This is a genomic window from Saccharomonospora sp., assembly GCF_027317685.1.
Lineage (GTDB): Bacteria > Actinomycetota > Actinomycetes > Mycobacteriales > Pseudonocardiaceae > Saccharomonospora.
The window spans coordinates 16,033-35,822 of the sequence record NZ_DAHVQP010000139.1; the positions used below are offsets into that span (position 1 = coordinate 16,033).

Consider the following 19,790-nt stretch of genomic DNA (forward strand, 5'->3'; position numbering starts at 1 on the left):
CGAGGACCGGTCCGACGGCAGATTCCGCGATTCCCACCGACCCGAGGTCCGGTCCCCCTCACGGCGATCCGGCGGGTGACGTCCTTGGTGGCCGCGCTCGACCAGACCCCTGACATCACCACCCCGGTGTCGAGCGGGTTCTTCACCGCACGTGGCGCAGCCCACGCTGTTCCCGGCCCTACCGTGCGCCACTGACTCCCGCCGTGACCTGCTGCTTGTAGACCTGCTCCAGCACCATCGCCGCGGTCGCCGCTCCCGTCTCCTGCCGCACCGCCGCGCCGTGTTCCTCAGCCCGGCGGGCGATCTCGGGGTCATTCGTCGCGGTACGGATCGCCTGCGCCAGATTGTCGGATTCCAGGTCACGATTGCGGATCGGACGCGGCGCGACACCGATCGCGTGGGCTCGCATGGCCCAGGAGGCCTGTTCGTTGTGCACGGGACAGGCGACCTGCGGCACGCCCGCTCGCAGTGCCTCGTTGACGGTGCCGACTCCCGCCGCGTGCACGACGGCAGCGACCCGAGGAAGCAGCCACGGGTACGGCACGTCGTCCGTGACGAAGACGTCCGCGGGGGGAGCGGGGATCTCGATACTGCCGCGCGACTTGATGACCACGGCACGTGTGCCCGCGCGACGTACGGCCTCGACGACGAGTTCACCAGCACGACGGGGATCGGTTCCCCGCACCGTGCCAAAAGTGACGCACACCGGCTTCGACCCGGAGTCCAGGAACCTCACCAGCTCCGGATCGGGTTCGAACGAGGGAGGCGTGGGGAGGAACCAGAACCCTGTGGTCCGGGAATTCGGCGGCCAGCCCTTCGCCTCGGGCACCAGCCTGCTGCTGAATCCGTGCACCACAGGAACGGGCTTCCCGTCGACCGTGCGCAAAGGATGTACGCCCTTCCTCTCGGGCAACCCCAGGACGCGATGCCGCCAGTCAGCGATGTCGCGATAGCCGACGGGCCGGACCAGCCTCGGCAACTCGTAGGTCAGCCGACTCACCACACCCGGCAATCGCCAATGTGGAGGGACGAACTTGACCGGGTAAGTCCAGTTAGGAACGACATTGGGAAACAGGGTCGCGACGGCGTACGGCACGTCCAACTTCTCCGCAACGTGATGAGCCTCTTCCCACGGCCACATCTCGTAGGACTGAATGATCATGTCCGGACCGAACTGATCGGCGGCGTCGGACAGTTCCTTCAACATCTCGGGGAAACGCGGGGCCATGTACTCACCGAGTTTGGTGAGGGCCCGGTTCCTGATCTTCGCCGTGGCTCGATAGTCATGACCCTGGTTACGAAGCCAATCGGCGACATCCGGATCATTGTAATAGAAGTCCAGCAGTTCTTCGCTGCGAGGGAAGTATTCGATTCCGTACCGTGCGGCGAGAGGGGCGAAGCTCTCCGGGCCCGCGAGCATGACCTCGTGGCCCGCTTTAACCATTGCGTGAGCCAGGGCGAGGTAAGGCTGAACGTCGCCACGCGAACCATATGCGTAAAGGAGAGCTTTCATCGGCCACCGTCCGGAAGAGTCAACGTTCCTTCTTCAATTGCGCGGCGGTGGGGACGTGCAGAACACGCCCCCACCGCTCTAACCACTAACCATCAAGGTCAGCAGTTGTACGACGCGGAGCTGTTGGGCAGCTCGGCCTCCGTCGCAGAAACCTCCAGGTTCTGCAGGTCCAGGATCGACATCACGAAACACCTCCTTCCGCACAATCTATTCGGAAAAAGACACACCTAATCAGCAGTTCCACGACGCGGAGCTGTTGGATAGCTCGATCTCCGTCGTGAAAACCTTCAGGTTCTGCAGGATCAGCGCCCTGAGTCTCTCTTCCGAAATTCCATATTCATAGCGTCTTCGAGTTCGCTTACACGGAGTTCGCGGTGGGCCTATTCCTTGCACTCAAGGATGGCAGAAAACTCGCTCCAGCACCACTAATTTCCGCAATTGTGATCAAAACTCCCGCGGTTCCGGTTGCCAGGTCCATCGAGAGACGCAGGCAGTATTCCCCGGGGAATGTGAGGTGCCCTCGATAGGACAAAGCGTGCCAACTAAAGTTCGTCAAGTGCCGCTGCGCAGCGGACTCGAACCCGAGTGCCGGGTCGCGGCGTCGGTTGCGCTCCAGGGCCGCCAGCATCCCCGCCCGCCCCGCGAACAGTTGCGGTTGGAGCACGAACTCACTGCAACACGCTTGCAGCAGCGCCGGCAATGCGTCAGCGATACGGTCGTCGTGTTGGTGTGCCAGCAGCTCGTCCGCCACGAGGGCGATCCCGGCGCTTCCCACCGAAAGATAGCAGTTCGTCCTCAACCCCGGCTCCTCGACCTGCAAAGAGCCTGACGCCGTGCGAACGCACCGATCGAGGTCCCGGTGCAACGCCGTGACAGCTCTGTCCAGATCAGACTGATCACCGGTTTGCTCGTACAGCCGCAGGAAGTACAGCGCGACACCGGCGAACCCGTGCATCAGTCCCGTTTTCGCGGGTGCCCGGTCACCGTCTCCGGAGTGCGTACTCGTGAGCGGGGCCACCGGCTGTTCAAGGGCTTCGACGAGACGTTTGGTCACCTGGTTCCTGCGTTCCGCGAACTCGTCGATGTCCGAGAAGTGGAGGAGGTTGAGCCCGACACCCGCCAAGCCGCTGTACAACCCCACGGAGCCGAGAGCGTCCTCCCTGGCATTGGGCCGGTTCAATACCTGCAGCGCCAGGTCGCGGTGGCCCAAGCGGTCGAGCACGTACGCGACTCCGTGCGCGCCGTTGTAGAAGCCCGGCGGCATCACGGGGTCCGCGTCCACCCTGTCGAGGAACCACTGTCGGAGTCCCGGCTCGATCGTCGCGCCCGTCTCCTGCAATGCCCACAGAATCCCGGCGGCACCGTGGGCGAGGTTCATACCGCCTCCCGCCGAGAAGCCCGCGGAATCACCGGGGAAGAGACGATCGGTGCGGTCCGGCGTCGCCGATTCGACGATCGCCTGTTGCATCGACTCGATCGCCGTCGGGAGGTCCCCAGCAGTGGCCAGGTCGAGCGGGGGTGGCGCCCCGACGAGCTCGCTGCGAGGTGCCGGTGGCCGCTTGGTCAGTGTGGTCCGGATGTCCTCGACGTAATCGGCTGGCAGCCGGAACCGGTCCCTCAGGATCGACAGTTGGTCGTCCAGTCTCGACTGGTCGAAGACCCGGACCTTCTCCAGCGGCAGGAACACCGATATCTTGAGCGCGGCGAGGGCATAGTCGTCGATCTCGGTACCCGTCGCCCCCTCGCCCGGCATGAAGCCCATGGTGCCGAGACCGGGTTCGTAATCCTCATCGGACAGCTCGTAGGCCATCTCGAGGTCGACGAGTCGGACAGATCCGTCATCCTGGATGATGACGTTGCCGAAGTTCATGTCGCCGAACCCGATGCCGTGCTCGTGAATGTCGTCGAGCGTCCGGCCGACAGCATCGAGGACGGCCATGGCCTCCCGTGCGTATTCCAGGTAAGCGTCCTCGGTCGGTTCGTCGAACACGATCATCGGATGACGTTGGCCCAACCAAGTCCAGAGGTTGGTGCCCTCGACGTACTCCATGACGATGAACTTGTGGCCACCGGCTTCGATGAGGTCGAAGATCTCCGGAACCGCGGCGACATCCGCCAACATCCGCAACGTCGCTGCCTCACGTTCGAGCCTGGTACTCGCGTCGGTGAACGATCGGTCCAACCCGGCGCCGGGACGCGCCTCCTTCAGGACCACCGTCTTCCCGTCGGTGTTCCGCTTCGCGAGGTACACGCCACCCGCGTTGGAGAAGTGGAGGGCTTCGGTGACCGTGTAGGGGAACTCCTCGGCCGAAACCATGCTCGCGCTACCGGCCTTCGTCAGGAACGCGGGGAGCTCCACCCAAGGTGGGACGTGGAAGCCCGCTTTCCTGCGGTCGGGGACGAGCGCACCGTCCGGGGTGAGTATGCCCGGCGTGAGGTTGCCGTCCGCGTCCAACGCCATCCTCGGCGCGAACGACCCGTACCGGACGAACACGGGCGAGTCCCGCCACCGCCGGTCACTCAGTATCGCGGGGCCTTCGATACCGGCCAACGCCTGTTCGAGTTCGGTGACGATGCGTTCCAGCTCACCGTCATCGTGAGGGTAGATGGTCACCAGCTTTCCGCTGGAGCCACGCGGGGCGTACTTGGAGTTCACGGCCAGGTAGGTGCGCCAGTTCGCCAGGTGTTTGAACGGGATTCCGTGGTCGACGCAGTAATCCCACACGATGTTGCACGCCTTGTCGGCCTGGTCGGGGCCGGCCGTGATGTGCACCTTCCATCCCCGCTCAGGCAGAACCGCGTCCCGGGGACGGAGGAACGTCCAGAATCCTCTCGCGTCACGAAGCCATCCGTCTGGAACGGGCTTGTGGGCGACCTCGAAGGAGTCCGCGTCCGTGCCGTTCCAGTTCTCCGGGGAGTCGTAGAAGACCGGATCGGCGAATGTATAAACTTCCCGCGCGGTAACGGACATGCTAGTTGACCTCGATGTTTCTCTCCATGCCGCCAGGGACTGGGGCGAGGGCCTGCTCCGGTGTGTCGGTCGCGGATGAATCTCCGGCCGCGCCCCGGATGACCGGCAGCGTGGCTTCAGCGGCCACCTGGTGCAGCGCCGTGTGCACCAGCGTGCAAGCCGGTGTGGTGCTTCCGCGCAGCTCCACCGACACGTTCAACGCCAGTTCCAGCAACTCACGTGGTCGGACTCGGCAACTCAGCACTTTCGCGGTGGCACGCACGTGTCCGCCGACCGGAACCGCGGCACGGAAACGGACTTTGTCGACCCGGTAGTTGATCGCCATCGCGGACCACCGGAAATCCAACAGACTGTCACACAGGTGAGGAACCAGGGACAGGACCAGGAATCCGTGCGCGATCGGCGCGCCGTAGGGTCCGCTCTCGGCCCGCACCGGGTCCACGTGAATCCACTGGTCGTCGCGCGTGACTCCGGCGAAGCCACGCACGTCCTCCAGCGTCACCTCGTGCCAGTCACCGTGCCCGAGCGATGCGTCACGGCGCTCGTCGTACCAGGCCGCGATCTCGTTGATCATGCTCATGCCGTCGCCTTCCCCGTGGCGCGAAACCGTTTCGGGAGCGACTGTCGAGCGAGGTGCTCCGCCAGCGCCTGCAACGTCGGGTTGTCCCGGACGACGGTGGGCAACAGTTCGTATCCCAGCTCGGTACTGATCGTGCGAATGACCATGACGGTCATGAGGGAGTCCATGCCGACCTGATAGAGGTTCTGTCTCTCGTCGAGCTCGGCCGGGGACATCCCGAGGGCTCCGGCGATGACGTGCCGCAGGTAGGCGAGCAATGCGCTCGACCGGTCCTCCGGGCTCGCCGATCGCACCGCGTCGGCGAGGGCCCCGCCGGATCCGACCGGTTTGCCCGCCGTACCGGTCTTGCCGGCGACCGGGTCCGCGGTCAGCGAGGCGTTCCCGGAGGCGTGGGCCTGGGCCACGAAGGACCACTCCGCGTCGACGATGGCCACCGGGGATCCCGGCCATCGATCCGACAGACCACGCACGACGGAGCGCAGCACCCCGGCGTTCAACGTGCGCAGCCCCGGCACTCGGAGAGCCTCATCCTGCTCGCCGCCGTCCATTCCGTGGTCGATCGGGCCGAACCCCACCACACGGACGCCGGAACCGGCCAGTGCGTCGAGATAGGTGCTCGCCGCGGCACAGTGCGCGAGTCCGACCGAGCCCAGCAGTCCGGCCGTCGACGAGAAGCAGACGACGTCCGCGCCACGATGTTCGGCAACGAGGTGGCGCAGGTTCGCCATCCCGGTCGCCTTCGTGGCGAACATCGTGTCCACCTGCGCATCGGAAAGGGCGCCGATGTCCGCGATCGACCCGTCGAAGGCGCAGTGATACACCCGTCGCAGCTCCGGCAGGTCACGGCCGAACCGATCGCCGACGGCGGTCACGGAGTCGGGGTCGCGGACGTCGAAGGACATCTCGACGATCTGCGTCCCGCTTTCCCGCAGTGTCTCGACCTCGTCGGTCAGTGGACCGAAACCACCGCGTCGGGAGGCCACGACGACGCATTCGGCACCAGCGGCCACCAATTCCCGTACGAGGAGCGATCCCAGTCGTCCGGTGCCGCCCACGACCAGGTGCGTGCCCTCACCGAGCGATGTGGCCGGTTCGGGCGCCGGGGCCGTGACCAACCGCGGCTGTAGGCGTTTCCCCCGCCGACGGGCGATCTGAAGCACGGACGTCGACCCGACGAGTTCCTTCAGCAGTGCCTCCGCAACAGCCCGCGTGTCGGTCTCGTCGAGGTCCAGCGTTCCGCCCCAGTGGTCGGGGTACTCGAGTGCGGCGGTTCGGCCGAATCCCCACAACGCGGCTTGCGCGGCCTGCGGCGCCGTGTCGTCCGTCGCGGTCTGCACCGCGTGCCGGGTGACGTAGTGCAATCGTGGCGCATCGTCCACAGTGCTCAATGCACGCAGCGTCGCCACGGCGTCGCGAACGAGCTTGAGCGCCTCCTGTGGGTCGGCGTCCTCCACCGACACGGGTGTGAGGGACACGATCCGGTCGATTGGCTCGCTCGCGTGGAGCTGATCGAGCAGTTCGTCGGCCGTCGGCTCGCCGCGCATCCGGTAACAGCGGACACCACGTTGCCGGAGAGTGTCCAACAGACTGCTGTCCGCCCCCAGGAGCAGCCAGGTCTCCTGCTGCGGCGGCCTCGGGCTCGCCGGTGCCGGACGCCACGCCAGCTGATAGGCCAGTTCGGCCAGCTCTCCGGTCGAAGGCGTGGTCCTCGTGCCGGTCGGGGCCGCGGCGTGCGTCCCGGTCGGGGCGAAACGCACACCACCGAGCATCGCGAGGGGTCCGTCCTCATCGCTGAGGACGACGTCGACGACGTTCGGTTCCGGTTCCCGCCTGAACGCCTGGGCCCGGTCGGGCCGGCCCGGGCGCAGTACCGTCCACGCGTCGACGGCGGCGACGATGGACACCCCGGACGTCTCTTCGAGCACGGTGCCCGCGAGCTGCATGGCGCCGTCGATCAACACCGGATGTAGCGGGTATTGACCGTGGGAGTCGGTGAGACGCGGCAAGTCCAGCTGCGCCGCGGCAGCACGCCCGTCGCCGCGCATCGTCGTGACACAGCGGAGTTCGGGTCCGTACTCGATGGCGTGGGCAGCCAGTCCCGCGTACAGATCGTCCCCGGTGACGACCTCGGAGCCCTCAGACATCGGGGGCGCTTCGACCTTGCCTCGCCCGGCGGGTTCGAACCGCGCCGACACCGACAAGGTCCAATCCAGACTCCCCACTGGACGGTAGAAGGTGCGGGCTTCCGCGGTATCCGTTGCGTCGTCCCGGCGACAGATGATCTGGACGTCGATCGGACCTTCCGCGGGAATCGGAGCGTGGAAGGTCACCGCCCTCGCCGAGGGGCGGTCGTAGCCACATTCCCGCCCGGCCACCGTGAGAAGCCCCAGTGCGTACGAGGCGGGGGCCACGGGAGTTCCGGCGACACGGTGCGCCGCGGGCCAACCGAGTGCCACCGGGTCCATCGTGAGCTGCCAGATCCGGGTCCGCGGCTCGTCGGCCGGTACCGTGAACGTACCGAGTAGTGGGTGTCCCTCCGCCGAGGCCGGAGCGGCGAGTGGTGTCCGGTCACGCCAGTAGCGCCGGTGGTTCCACGCGCGTGGCGGCAAGGCGACCAGGCGCCCCTTGGCCATGCTCGAGGGCCATCGAATCCCACCGCCCAGGCAGTGCAGGTGGGCCAATGCCAGCGAGAACGCCAGGCCGTCCCTCTGTTCCCGATGGAGTGTTCCGAACACCTGACCATCCGTGTCGGCCGCCGCGAGGGTGTCGGTGACGGGCCGGACCAAGATGGGGTGCGGACTCACCTCGATGAAGACCGAGTGTCCGTCCGCCGCTGCTGCGCTGACGGCGTCCGCCAGCAGGACCGGTTGGCGCAGGTTGTCCGCCCAGTACTCGGCGTCCGTGGACCGATCCAACCTGTGACCGGACACGGTCGAGTACACGGGGATCGTCGGTTCCTTCGGCACGATCTCGGCCAGGTCGGCGCGAATGTCGTCGAGAATGTCGTCCACCTGCGACGAGTGCGACGCGACGTCCACCTGTACCTTGACGGCGTCGAGGCCACGTTCCGTGCACGTCTTCACCAGCCGTTCGATCCCGTCGACCGAGCCGGAAACTACCGTCGAGCTCGGACTCGGCACTACGCCAACCGTGACGTCCTCGCCGAGTGCCTCTTCGGTGATCACGTTCTGCACGACGGCCTCACCGGCAGCGATCATCGCCATGGCCCCGCGACCGGCGATACCGCGCAGCGCGCGTGAACGACGGCACGTGACCCGCGCCGCATCGGTCAGGGACAGGGCTCCGGCGACCGCCGCCGCGGCGACTTCTCCCATGGAGTGCCCGATGACGGCCGACGGTGTGACACCGTGTGCGCGCCATGTCTCCGCGAGCGCCACCTGGACAGCGAACAGCACCGGCTGCACGACGTCGATCGAGTCGAGTGTGTGTTGGTCGTCCGAACGCAGGACCTCAAGCAGGCTGAAGCCGCTCTCCTCGGCGATGATCGGTTCGAGCTCCTCGATCACGTCGGCGAAGGCGGGCTCGTCGAGCAGCTCACGCCCCATGCCGATCCACTGCGAACCCTGGCCTGAGAAAACGAACACCGGAGTCGGGTTATCACGGACGGTGCCGGTGACAACGTTCCCGTGCGCCCTTCCCCTGGCGAGGGCCTCCAGCGCCGAGCACAGCTCGTCGGCGGTGTCGGCCGCGATCGCCGCACGAACCCTTCCCGGGGCACGACGAAGTGTCAACGTGTGCGCGATGTCGGCGACATCCGGTTCGGCGCCGTCCCGAAGGGTGGACAGGATCGCCTCGGCGTCGGCCCGGACCGCCTCGGCCGAACTCGCCGACAACGTCGCCACCGCGAGTAGGACGGACGCGGAACCGCGAGGCCGTGGCTCCTCCGCTTCCTGCGGAGCCTCCTCGACGACGACGTGCGCGTTCGTGCCGCCGAAGCCGAATGAGCTGATCCCTGCGAGGCGGGGCCGTTCCCGGCGGGGCCAGGCGACACTGTCGCGGACGACGTCCAGCAGACCATCGGATTCGGCGAGCTTGGCGTTCGGTGTGGCGTAGTTGAGGTTCCCCGGCAACCGCTCGTGCCACAGCGAGAGGACCGTCTTGATGAGCCCGGCGATACCGGCCGCGGCTTCGAGATGGCCGAGGTTGGTCTTGACCGCACCGAGCCGCAGCGGATGTGCGGGGTCACGGCCCGCGGTCATGACGGCCTGGAGCGCGGACAGCTCGACGGCATCGCCCAAGGTCGTTCCCGTGCCGTGCGCTTCGACGAAATCGACACTGCCCGGTTCGACCCCGGCATTGCGGTAGGCGGTACGCAGCAGTTCTTCCTGCGCACCGGGGTGGGGTGCCATCAGGCCGTTGGATTGGCCGTTCGACCCCACCGCGCTACCCCGGATCACGGCGAGCACCCGATCATCGTCCCGGACGGCGTCGCTCAGCCGTTTCAACGCCACCATGCCGCAGCCCTCGCTGCGCGAGTAGCCGTCCGCGTCGGCATCGAAAGTCTTGCACCGGCCATCGCTTGAGAGCACACCGGAACGCGTGAACGCCACCGATACCGCGGGTGAGAGCAGCACGTTCACCCCACCGGCGAGTGCGATGTCGCAGTCACCGGCGCGCAAGCTCTGTACCGCGAGGTGAACCGCGACCAAAGAGCTGGAACAGGCCGTGTCCACCGTCATCGTCGGGCCGCGCGTGCCGAGCGCGTACGAGATCCGGTTCGCCACGATCCCCATCGAGGCGCCGGTCGCCGCCCAGCCGTCGAGGGTCGACAGATCGTCCGGGACGTAGTCGGCGGAGGACGCGCCCATGAAGATCCCGGTGGTGGATCCGGACAGCGTCGCCGGTGTGACACCGGCGTGGTCCAGGCACTCGATGGCCACTTCCAGAGCGATCCGCTGTTGCGGATCCATGGCGTTCGCCTCGTTGGGCGAGATGCCGAAGAAGCCGGGATCGAACGCGGCGATGTCGTCGAGGAACCCTCCCAGACCCGCCGGGCCGTCGACCAGCGTGGCCACGTCGGTCGACCTTGCCTTCTCGAAGTCCCACCGGCCACGGGGGACACGCCCGATGACGTCCCGGCCGGAGACCAACAAGTCCCACAGCCGTTCGGGTCCGTGAATACCGGCGGGGAACCGGCACCCCAGTCCGATCACCGCGACGGGATCGTCCATCTTGGCATCTACAGTGGACTCTTCCGGCACTTCCTGTTCGGCACCCGGGGACAGCCGACTCGCGATGTGGGCCGCAAGCAGGGCGATACTCGGGAACTCGAACACCGTGTCCGGCGGAATGTCCAGGCCGTAGTGCTCGCCCAGCTCTCCGGTGAGTTCCACGATGTCCGCCGAGCTCAGACCTACCTCGTACACCGGCATGGTCAGGCTGATCGAGTGCTGGGGGATGTCGGCTCGTTCGCTGACCCAGTCGAGGATGCGGCCGCGGATCGCCAGTTGCTGTTCGGTAGGCGCGACGACCTTCATCAAGTTCCCTCGCTCATGTGTCCTGCTGTGTTCACGGTTTCAGAACCTGATCGGGTTCTCGGTCAGGTATTCGCGCAGTCGGCGCTTGGCCTCGACCTTGTCCTCGGCGGGGATCAGGTCCATCGACGCCTGGTCGCCGTCCAGCTCCGCGTAGTGGTAGTACTCGTGCCGCAGGATCGAGCCGATGATCGCGTCGTGGTACTCACCGTCGAGGAAGAAGTAGTCCCGCAGCACACCTTCGATGCGGATGTGGCCGGAGGTGAAGATCTGGACCATGCGGCGGTTGAAGGCTCCGGTCTTGAGGTGGATGCGGTGTGCATTGCGTTGGTGGAACAGGAACTCGATCAGCAACATCACCGCTTCGACGCCGTAGCCGAGGTCCCACAGCTCCGGGATGCCGACGGCGCTACCGACTTCGAAGTGTCCGTCGTAGGTCAACTGATGCCAGTTCACCGCTCCGACACGTTCGCCGTCCTTGTCGATGACCATCATGTACGTCATGCGGCCGCTGGTCTGCGTGCGGAGCTGTTCGCCTGTCACGGCATAGACGCCACCCGATGAGAAGACCGACACCTCTGAGGACGACCACTGGGCGAGTAGATCCCAGTCCTCGGCGGTCATCGACGGGTCAAGCGATACCAACTTCCCTTTCATCGCTGTTCATGCGCCCTTTCAACCTGTGGACCGCCATTGCTTTCGCCAGCCGAGCACATCGGCAGCTTGACAGAAACCATGGGAAATCCGTGGCTCCGATTTGCATCGCGCTCCGAAGCCGTTCGAACGAGAACTTTGGCCTAGTTGTACCGGACTTGGATTCCAGGTGTAAGCAGGACCCCATAAAATTGTGCGAATGCAAACTCCTTCCCGGCGACCGCCCTAATGTGAACCGCAGACTCATTCAACGCAGTGGGCCGAACTCTACACTTAAACGTTGTCAGTTCGTTTTACACCGAGCCCAAAGGAAACATGACACCATTCGGCGGCCGGGATATACGCCCAGATGGACGACATCGAGAGCATGCACCCGTATGGGTGACACAAAAAGAAGGCCTACTCCCCCAAACGTCGTATCTTCCCCTGAAGTTTCTTGACGTCATGATCAACACACTGTTAGATCTGCCAGACAGAGCGACCCTAATAGGGTTAGTTAACGGGAGGCCCCTACAACTCTGTGCGATCAACCCTTAGACGTGGAAGCCACACAAGGCGACGCACCTTTGTGTCTTTAATATGCGCGCAAGAAAGCACTGTCTACTGTTCACAACGCATTAATTAATGCGTCATCCGTTGCTGGAAACAGCGTTCGCGGACATGCTCCAGCAAGCTTGGCACAGTCCCGGCCGAAGACCTGCTGAAATTGTTCCTGGAGGGCATAATGGTGTCGAGTCCGATAGCATTAATGGATCCGGATGCCGTTTTGTCCAGGTCGGCCGGCATGGCTGCTGACCTCCGTCGCCTCGGTGTCCGGGAAGCCGACCGCGTCGCGGTGTCCGACACCAACTCCCCCGGCTTCATCTGGGCCATGCAGGCCTTGATGAAGCTCGGTTGCGGTGTCGTCCTACTCGACCCGGCCCTCGCCGTCGGCGATATCAGACAGTACCTCGGCAGGGCACGTGTGCGCTGGCTGATCAGTGACACCCCGGCACACCAAGCGCTCGGCGAGGAGGGGACGACCACCGTCCTCGGCTTGACCGACCTGGTCGAGAACATATCCCAGCATCCCGAGGACGTGGGTGACAACACCTCGGGGTGGCTTTCCCGGGACGACGGACTGACCACGGTGTCGTCCGGTTCGACGGGCACGCCGAAGTTGATCGCCCGCTCCGGCAACGCCGTCCTGAACAACATGCGTCGTACATCGGCACGGATGTCCTATCAGGACAGCGACATCCTCGCTCCACTGATCCCGTTCAGCCACCAATACGGCATGTCGCTGGTCTTGCTGGCCCGAGTCAACAGGGTACCGTTGCTCATCACCCCCTACGCTCGGCTCGACCACGCGTTGGTGGCTATCGCCGACCATGGAGCCACCGTCGTCGACGGGACGCCCTCGACGTTCCGCAGCGCCACAAACTTCCTTCGGCACCGTGATGAGCTACGACAACGCTTGAGTGGTGTTCGAATGTGGTGCGTGGGTGGCGCACCACTACCGCAAGCCGTGGCGAGCGACTTCGCCGAACTCATGGGCAAGCCTCTGCTCGACGGCTACGGCTCCACCGAACTGGGCAACATCGCTCTTGCCGGTCCGGACGCACCCCATGTGATGTCCGCTCTCGACGGAGTGCGGATCTCGATCACCGGGCCGGACGGATCGCCCTGTGCCACCGGTGAGACCGGGGAGATCTGGGTCGACTCCCCGGACCTGATGGCCGGCGTGATCCACGGCGACGGCCTCCACCCGCAACCACGGGGGATGTTCCGCACCGGGGACTTCGGGTACCTCGACGAACACGGCGGGCTACACGTGATCGGGCGACGCGGGGCCGTGCACCGGCGCGGCAACACGCTGTATCCCGACGCGCTCTCCCGTAAGGCCGCACAACTCGGCGTGGAGGTCCACATCGTCCCCACACCGGGACGGAACGGCGACGTGCGTCTCGTGTTCCTCGTCGAGGACCCGTCCGACGCCGACGCGCTCACCTGGCGCCGACGTCTCGAATCGGTTCTCGCCCGGTACGAGGCACCGGACCGTGTGCTCGTCCTTCCCGAGTTCCCCCGACTGAGCAATGGAAAGACCGACATCGTGCAGTTGACGGCATTCGCGGAAGCCGCGGATGTCCACACCTTCCGAAGCAAGACATTCAGTCCTCGGCCCGCCATGATCGGCGGTTCGGCAGGAAGAAGATGACCATGAGTTCTCCCCAGCACGCTCCTCCACCACTTCGACGAGTCGTCGTCACCGGTATGGGTGCGGTCACGCCGATCGGCAACACGTGGTCTCAGACCTGGGCGAACATGCTGCGCGGAGTCATCGGGATCGCACCGTTGACGCGTATCAAGTGCGATGACCTCCCCGTGCGCATCGGCGGTGAGATCAAGGACTTCGATCCCGAGCAGTACATGTCGCGCAAGGTGATCCGTCGCACCGACTGTTCCGTGCACATCGCGATCGCAGCGGCCGTGATGGCGATGGAGGACGCCAAGCTCGAGATCGACGACGATCTGGCCGAACGAGTCGGTGTCGTGCTCGGCTCGGGAGGTGGACCGGTGCACTTGACCGCCGCTGCACGGACGAAGCTGGACACCGTCGGCCCACGGGGAATCAGCGCGTTCTGCTTCTCCGGCAGCAGCGTCGACAGTGCCGCCAGTGAGATCGCGTTGCTCGCCGGCGCCCAGGGCAACTCCTACTGTGTCTCCACGGCATGCGCGACCGGTGCGACAGCCATCGCGGAAGCGAGCCGGATGATCCAGCTGGGCGAGGCGGACGTCGTCATCGCGGGTGGGACAGACGACACCATGACGCGTCTCGAAATCACCTCGGCCGCTATCTCCCGCGCGCTGTCCCGAAGCGACAGGGACCCGACGCAGGTCTGCCGACCGTTCGACAAGGACCGAGACGGTTTCGTCATGAGCGCGGGTGCCGGTGTCGTCATCCTCGAAAGTGCCGAGCACGCGATCGCTCGACAAGCCACGATCATCGGTGAGCTTGCGGGGACCGGCTCCACCACGGACGCCTACCACATCACCGCTCCGCACCCGGAAGGGCTCGCCGCCCAGCGCGCCATGAGGATGGCCCTCGATCGCGCCGGTGCCACACCGGACGACGTCGACTACATCAACGCGCACGGCACCTCGACCAAACTCAACGACACCGTCGAGGTCCTGGCGATCCGTTCCGTGTTCGGTGACCGCGCACCGGCTATCCCGATCAGCTCTATCAAGAGCATGACCGGCCACATGTTGGGCGGTGCGGGCGCGGTCGAGCTCATGACGACCCTGGAGACGATCCGTTCCGGTGTCGTGCCACCGACGATCAACTGTGACGACCCGGAAGACCCCGAGATGAACTTCGTGCCCCACCGGCCGCAGGAACACAAGGTCAAGGTCGCGATGAGCAACTCGTTCGGATTCGGCGGGCACAACGTCGTACTCCTCGTGCGTGAGTGGTGCCAGTGAGAAGCCCGGAAAGTGGACCGAGCACAGCCGTCACAAGGACTACGGAAGGGGTGGACGTGCCGAATCTCGAGCTTGATGCCGTGGGACAGGAGGTAAGGAAGCCCTCGGAGGGTTCTCTGTCCTGGGCTGAGCGAGACATCGAGCAACTGACGCTGGCGGCGATGAGGGTGATCCTCGATCGCTGGGACGACCTACTTGACGTACTGACCGGCGTGGCCAGCCACTCGGCTGCCGTCGACGAGCTACGGTGGTCCGTCTCGACGTTGGCCGGAGGACCGTGGGAGATCGAACGCAGGAAGCCACGGCGTATCTCCGAACTCGCGGTTTTCCTCCCTTCCAACAATGTCCTCTACTCGTACGTCCTCTTCGGTCTCATTCCGGCCGGGTATGCGGAGCGAGTGGTGATCCGCCCTTCGGCCCGGGTGCGGGAGATCTCGACGAAGATCCATGATCTCCTCCAGGCGGAGCTCGAGCCGCTCGGTCAGTTCCCGATCGAGTTCGCGCCGATCTCACAGCGCAAGTTCATCCGCCGGTGCCAGGACGCCGACGTCGTCGTGTTCAACGGGAAGCCGGAGAACGCCGTCTCAGTGTCCGAGCAGCTCCCTCGGCAATTGATGCTGTGCTTCGGCTCCGGTCCCAACCCGGTGGTGATCGGGCCCCGGCTTGACGAGTTCACCGTCATCGACGACATCATGCGTGCCCGGTTCTACAACTCCGGCCAGGACTGCCTGGCTCCGGACCTCATCTTCGTCCACGAGTCCGTGGCCGACGAGGTCGTCGAACGCCTCCACAAGGCCGTCACCGAACTACGGCTCGGTCCGACCACCGACCCCACCACCGACGTGGCACCGTTGGCGTATCCGGACGCCATCGAAGGCATCCAGGAGTTCATCGAGAAACACCGTGAGCTGATCACGGCCGGCGGTGAGGTCGATCTCGACACAGGGTTCGTCCAGCCCACGATCGTGGAGATGGACTGGGACGAGACGTTCCATCCCCCGGAGTTCTTCGGCCCGGTGCTGTGTGTCATGAAGTATCGCGACGCGGCCGACGTCTCCTCGTGGTTGCACAGCCCCGAGGAGATGCGACGCGGCATGTACTTGTGCGTCTACGGCGAACCCGGACTCACCGGTGATGTCGTCGGGACCAGCATCGTGCTGCGCGAACAGTCCACGTTCGACTTCGAGAACGGCAATGAGCCGCTCGGTGGGTTCGGCGTCGAGAGCGGACATGTCCGGCGAGGCGAGAATGTCGTCGCACGTCCCCTGCTGCTCTCGGCGGAACTCGGTCACGCCAAGCTGTCCGAACTGTGGAGCCACTGATGGCACAAGGGCGAAGCTGCTGGGACGTCGTCACCGAAGTACTGTCGGCCTTCGGATGCACGACCGTGTTCGGGCTGCCGTCGGACGAACCCGGACTACTCGACCAGGCCGCTGAACGCACCGAGTTCGACGTCCGTGTCATCGGCGATCAGCGAGTTGCCGCGTGCGCAGCGGCGGGCTATGCCATCACGGCCGGAAAGCCCGCGGTCCTCGCGTTGAACTCGGGTCCGAGTTTCGCCAACGCCATACCCGGCCTGCTCGAGTGCGCGTCCCTTTCAGCGCCGCTCGTCGTCGTGACCACCAGGGTTCCCGCGGAGAACATCGGACGTGGTGGCTTTCAATACCTCGATCAGCAAGGCATGGCGGCCGACCTCGTCACGTGGCGGTACGTCGTCGATGATCCGTCGAACCTCGCGTGGGCGGTCGGCCGCGCCGTCCGGCTCGCCTCCGCCGGTCGTGGTGGCATCACCTTGATCGAACTCACCGATGAAGTCGTCAGGGCCGAGATCCCGGACAGCGGGCTACCCCGTCCTGTACCGGTGTCCCCGCCCGCTCCGGCCCCGGAGGCGCTCACCCGCGCGGCCGATCTCGCCGCGGCGGCCGAGCGCCCACTGCTGGTGGTCGGGGGAGGCGCACGCGGCGTCTCGCCGACACAGCTGGAATCCCTGGCCGACGCGCTCGGGGCGGCCGTGTTCTGCACCGCGGCCGGCCGGGGTGTGATGCCGGAGTCGTCCGACCGATTCCTTGGCCTCGTGGGCCTCTACACGACCCCACCGGCGGGGCGGATTCTCGAGGACGCGGACCTCCTCGTCATCGTGGGTAGTCGATTCGAGGAAACCGCGCGCATGGGCTGGGACAGCTGGCGAGACATCCCTGTCGTCCATGTCGACGTCGACGACACGGCGTTCGGCGAAAGCGTCGAACCCTCCGTGCCAATCCTCGCGGACGCGGCGCTCACCGTCCCCCAGCTGCTTCACGAGCTCTCCGGGCGCACCCATCCGGACAGGACGAAGTGGGCGCACAGACAACGAGCGGTTCGCGCGGAGCAGTCCGCGCTCACGGACGTCGGTTTCGACCGTTCCCCCACACGCGCCACGCTCGCTGCGCTGCAACGGGAGATAGACCCGATCTCCGTACTCGTACAGGAGAACGGTCTGCATGACATCTGGTCGTACCACTACCCCGTGACCACCCTGCGGCCCGGCACGCGTGTGGTGTGCCCTGGTGAACAAACCATGATGGGCTTCGGGTTCGCCGCCTCGGTGGGCGCCGCGATCGCGACGGACGAAGGCACGGTCGTCACCGTCACGGGTGACAGCGCGTTTCTGCTCAACGTCAACGTGCTCAACGCGTTTAGGGAACACCGACTCGGTGTCGTCGTGGTCATCCTGGACAACCAGGGCTACGGCTGGCCGCGCCACCTACGCGCCTCGGAGCAGGTCGACGTCACGCTCACCGAGCGTCGGGCACACCCTTCCGTCACGGACCTCGCGACCGCATTCGGCGGTTGGGGCTGCGACGTGGCCGACGAGCGACAGCTCAGCTCCGCGCTCGCGAAGGCTATCCGAAACTCCGCGCAGGGGATTTTCTCCCTCATCAGGGTTCCGGTTCACGACAAGGACGTCCCCGTCGGAATTCTGAATCTCGACAACGACAGCGAAGACACAAGCGAGGAATCGTGATCGAGGGATTCGTCGAGGCTGTGCGCGCCTCTGCACGGGAACGTGGTGACAGTCCCGCGTTCACCGAACTGAAGTATCACAGGGGCAACGACGCATCGGCCACCACCCGCAGTTACACGGAGCTGGATCGCGACGCCCTTGCCATCGGGAACTGGCTGTCGCAGCGGTCGCGGAAGGGGGCCCGCGTTGCGATCGTGTGTCCGCAGGACTATCGATACGTGGCCGCGTTCGTCGGCTGCCTCTACGCCGGTCGCATCGCCGTTCCCCTACCCAACGTCGAGTCGTACCGACCGAACGACCGGCTTGTCTCCGTGATCTCCGATGCGGAGCCGGAGATCGTACTGACCGCGGAGTCCACGGTGGACCAGGTTGCCGATGTCCTCCGGGAAGCCGACTTGGTCGCCCAGGTCGTCGCGGTGGAGGAATTGGTCACCATCGACCCGGCCGGGTGGTCGCCGGAGCCGATGGCGCCATCGGATCTGGCCTACCTGCAATACACCTCGGGGTCAACGGGAACTCCGTCCGGGGTCCGCATCACCCACGGCAACATCCGCGCCAACACCGAGCAGATCCTCGGTTTCGCACCGTTCGTGGGCCCCGGTGCCACGACCGTGAGCTGGGTGCCGTACTTCCACGACCTCGGGCTCGTCACCGGTTTGGTGGTGCCGTTGGCGGCGGGTGCGCATGTCGTCCAGTTGAGCCCGACCGCGTTCATACAGGTTCCGTATCGCTGGCTCAAAGCGGTTTCGGACTACCGATCGTGCTGGATGGTCGGACCGAACTTCTCCTACGACTTGTGTGTTCGACGGGTACGGCCCGAACTCAAAGGTGACCTCGACCTGTCCTGTGTACACGGGCTGATCAGCGGCGGCGAGATGGTACGTCCGGACAGCCAGCGCGCGTTTTTCGAGGCGTTCTCCGAATGTGGCCTCAAGCCACACATCGACGCGGGCTCCTACGGACTCGCCGAGGCCACCCTCTGCGTCACTTCGTGGAACGAGGACTCCCGCGATATCGAGTTCGTCTTCGATCGCGACCTGCTCGCCGCGAACGTCGTCCGTCGTGTCGAACCCGACAGTCCGACCGGGCGTCCTATGGCGCCGTGCGGGACCGCTCTCAAGGATATCGATGTTCGTATCGTCGACCCCGAGTCCCACACCGAGGTGGTGGGAGAGGGCGTCGGCGAGATCTGGGTCCAGGGGCCCAATATCGCCGATGGGTATTGGCGTCAGCCCGAGCGCACCGCCGAGGTGTTCGGCGCCGTCTGCGATGGGTTGCCGGGCCAGTGGTTGCGTACCGGGGACCTCGGTTTCTTCCATAATGGACTTCTTTTCGTGTCGGGACGGCGTAAGGACCTCATCGTCATCGACGGCAAGAACCACGATCCCGCCGACATCGAGGCCACCATCGAAGGTTCCCCCGCGGGATCGGTTGTCGAATGTTCCGCCGCGCTGTCGGTCGACGACGGCCACGCCGAGCAGGTCGTGATCGTGACCGAGGTGAGGCGGGTGGACATGGCCGAGGAAGAAACCCGCACAGAACTTGGTCGAAACCTACGTCGAGTGGTCCATCAGACTCACGGAATCCACATTCAGCAAATCGTCCTGGTACCTCGTGGAACAATTCCCAAGACCAGTAGTCGGAAAGTTCGTCGCAGCGAGTGCAAAAGCTTACTGCTGGCTTCCGAACTGAAGATCATAGACCGCGTCTAAACAGCAAAGGAGAATGTCATGGCCGCTGAGGAAATCACCTCGAAGCTGATCGACATCATCGCGGACATCGGCGATATCCCCCGCGATGAGGTGCAGAACGAGAAGTACCTCATCGACGACCTCGACATCGACTCTCTGTCGTTGGTGGAGATTGGCGCGACCATCGAGGACGACCTCGGGGTCGCGATTCCCGACGACAAGTTGGCCGAGCTGAAGAGCGTGGGAGACCTCGTCGACTACGTGACACAGCAAGCCATCCCGAGCTGACACACACTCTCCCGTGGCCCATGGCGCGGATCGATCGGCCGATAGGCCTGAAAAGGAGGCGCTGCTATGCTCCCCGTCACGCGAGCGCCATGATCGATCACACAGCGCACACGCGCTGCGGTTTGACAA

The 19,790-nt window shown here is 65.2% G+C and carries 11 protein-coding genes; 6 read left to right on the top strand and 5 right to left on the bottom strand.

The features are described from left to right. Positions 1-178: 178 nt before the first annotated feature. The 5 genes from M7H19_RS16985 to M7H19_RS17005 all read right to left on the bottom strand — a co-directional run bounded on the left by M7H19_RS16985 (position 179) and on the right by M7H19_RS17005 (position 11,216). Positions 179-1,513: a glycosyltransferase gene (locus tag M7H19_RS16985; RefSeq protein ID WP_298182618.1), complete on the bottom strand. Its 1,335-nt coding sequence runs from the start codon at positions 1,511-1,513 to the stop codon at positions 179-181. 358 nt (positions 1,514-1,871) lie between these two features. Further along, on the bottom strand, positions 1,872-4,484 hold the full coding sequence (gene lanKC, locus M7H19_RS16990; RefSeq protein WP_298182621.1) for a class III lanthionine synthetase LanKC: 2,613 nt from the start codon (positions 4,482-4,484) through the stop codon (positions 1,872-1,874). 1 nt (position 4,485) lies between these two features. Next, the gene (locus tag M7H19_RS16995; RefSeq protein WP_298182623.1) at positions 4,486-5,064 is read right to left on the bottom strand and encodes a MaoC family dehydratase; all 579 of its coding nucleotides are present in this window, start codon (positions 5,062-5,064) and stop codon (positions 4,486-4,488) included. Continuing rightward, a complete protein-coding gene (locus M7H19_RS17000; RefSeq protein ID WP_298182625.1) occupies positions 5,061-10,562 on the bottom strand; it encodes a type I polyketide synthase in 5,502 nt (1,833 codons plus the stop codon). The genes M7H19_RS16995 and M7H19_RS17000 overlap by 4 nt, the downstream gene beginning before the upstream one ends. Positions 10,563-10,601: 39 nt before the next feature. Next, entirely contained in the window at positions 10,602-11,216 is a 615-nt protein-coding gene (locus M7H19_RS17005; RefSeq protein ID WP_298182627.1) for a GNAT family protein, read from the bottom strand. Positions 11,217-11,961: 745 nt separating this feature from the next. Between M7H19_RS17005 and M7H19_RS17010 the strand changes: the two genes are divergently transcribed. The 6 genes from M7H19_RS17010 to M7H19_RS17035 are packed head-to-tail and all read left to right on the top strand — an operon-like array spanning position 11,962 to position 19,661. Then, positions 11,962-13,410 (top strand): class I adenylate-forming enzyme family protein, encoded by a 1,449-nt coding sequence (locus M7H19_RS17010; RefSeq protein WP_298182629.1) that lies wholly within the window; start codon positions 11,962-11,964, stop codon positions 13,408-13,410. Between the two features lie 2 nt (positions 13,411-13,412). Then, on the top strand, positions 13,413-14,678 hold the full coding sequence (gene fabF, locus M7H19_RS17015; RefSeq protein WP_298182632.1) for a beta-ketoacyl-ACP synthase II: 1,266 nt from the start codon (positions 13,413-13,415) through the stop codon (positions 14,676-14,678). 56 nt (positions 14,679-14,734) lie between these two features. Next, positions 14,735-16,000, top strand: coding sequence for an aldehyde dehydrogenase family protein (locus M7H19_RS17020; RefSeq protein WP_298182634.1), 1,266 nt, complete (start codon positions 14,735-14,737; stop codon positions 15,998-16,000). Further along, a complete protein-coding gene (locus tag M7H19_RS17025; protein WP_298182635.1) occupies positions 16,000-17,682 on the top strand; it encodes a thiamine pyrophosphate-dependent enzyme in 1,683 nt (560 codons plus the stop codon). Before M7H19_RS17020 ends, M7H19_RS17025 begins: the two co-directional genes overlap by 1 nt. After that, positions 17,679-19,394 carry a fatty acyl-AMP ligase gene (locus tag M7H19_RS17030; RefSeq protein ID WP_298182637.1) on the top strand — a complete coding sequence of 572 codons (1,716 nt, stop codon included), beginning with the start codon at positions 17,679-17,681 and terminating at the stop codon, positions 19,392-19,394. Before M7H19_RS17025 ends, M7H19_RS17030 begins: the two co-directional genes overlap by 4 nt. A gap of 18 nt (positions 19,395-19,412) precedes the next feature. After that, the gene (locus tag M7H19_RS17035; protein ID WP_298182639.1) at positions 19,413-19,661 is read left to right on the top strand and encodes an acyl carrier protein; all 249 of its coding nucleotides are present in this window, start codon (positions 19,413-19,415) and stop codon (positions 19,659-19,661) included. Positions 19,662-19,790: the final 129 nt, after the last annotated feature.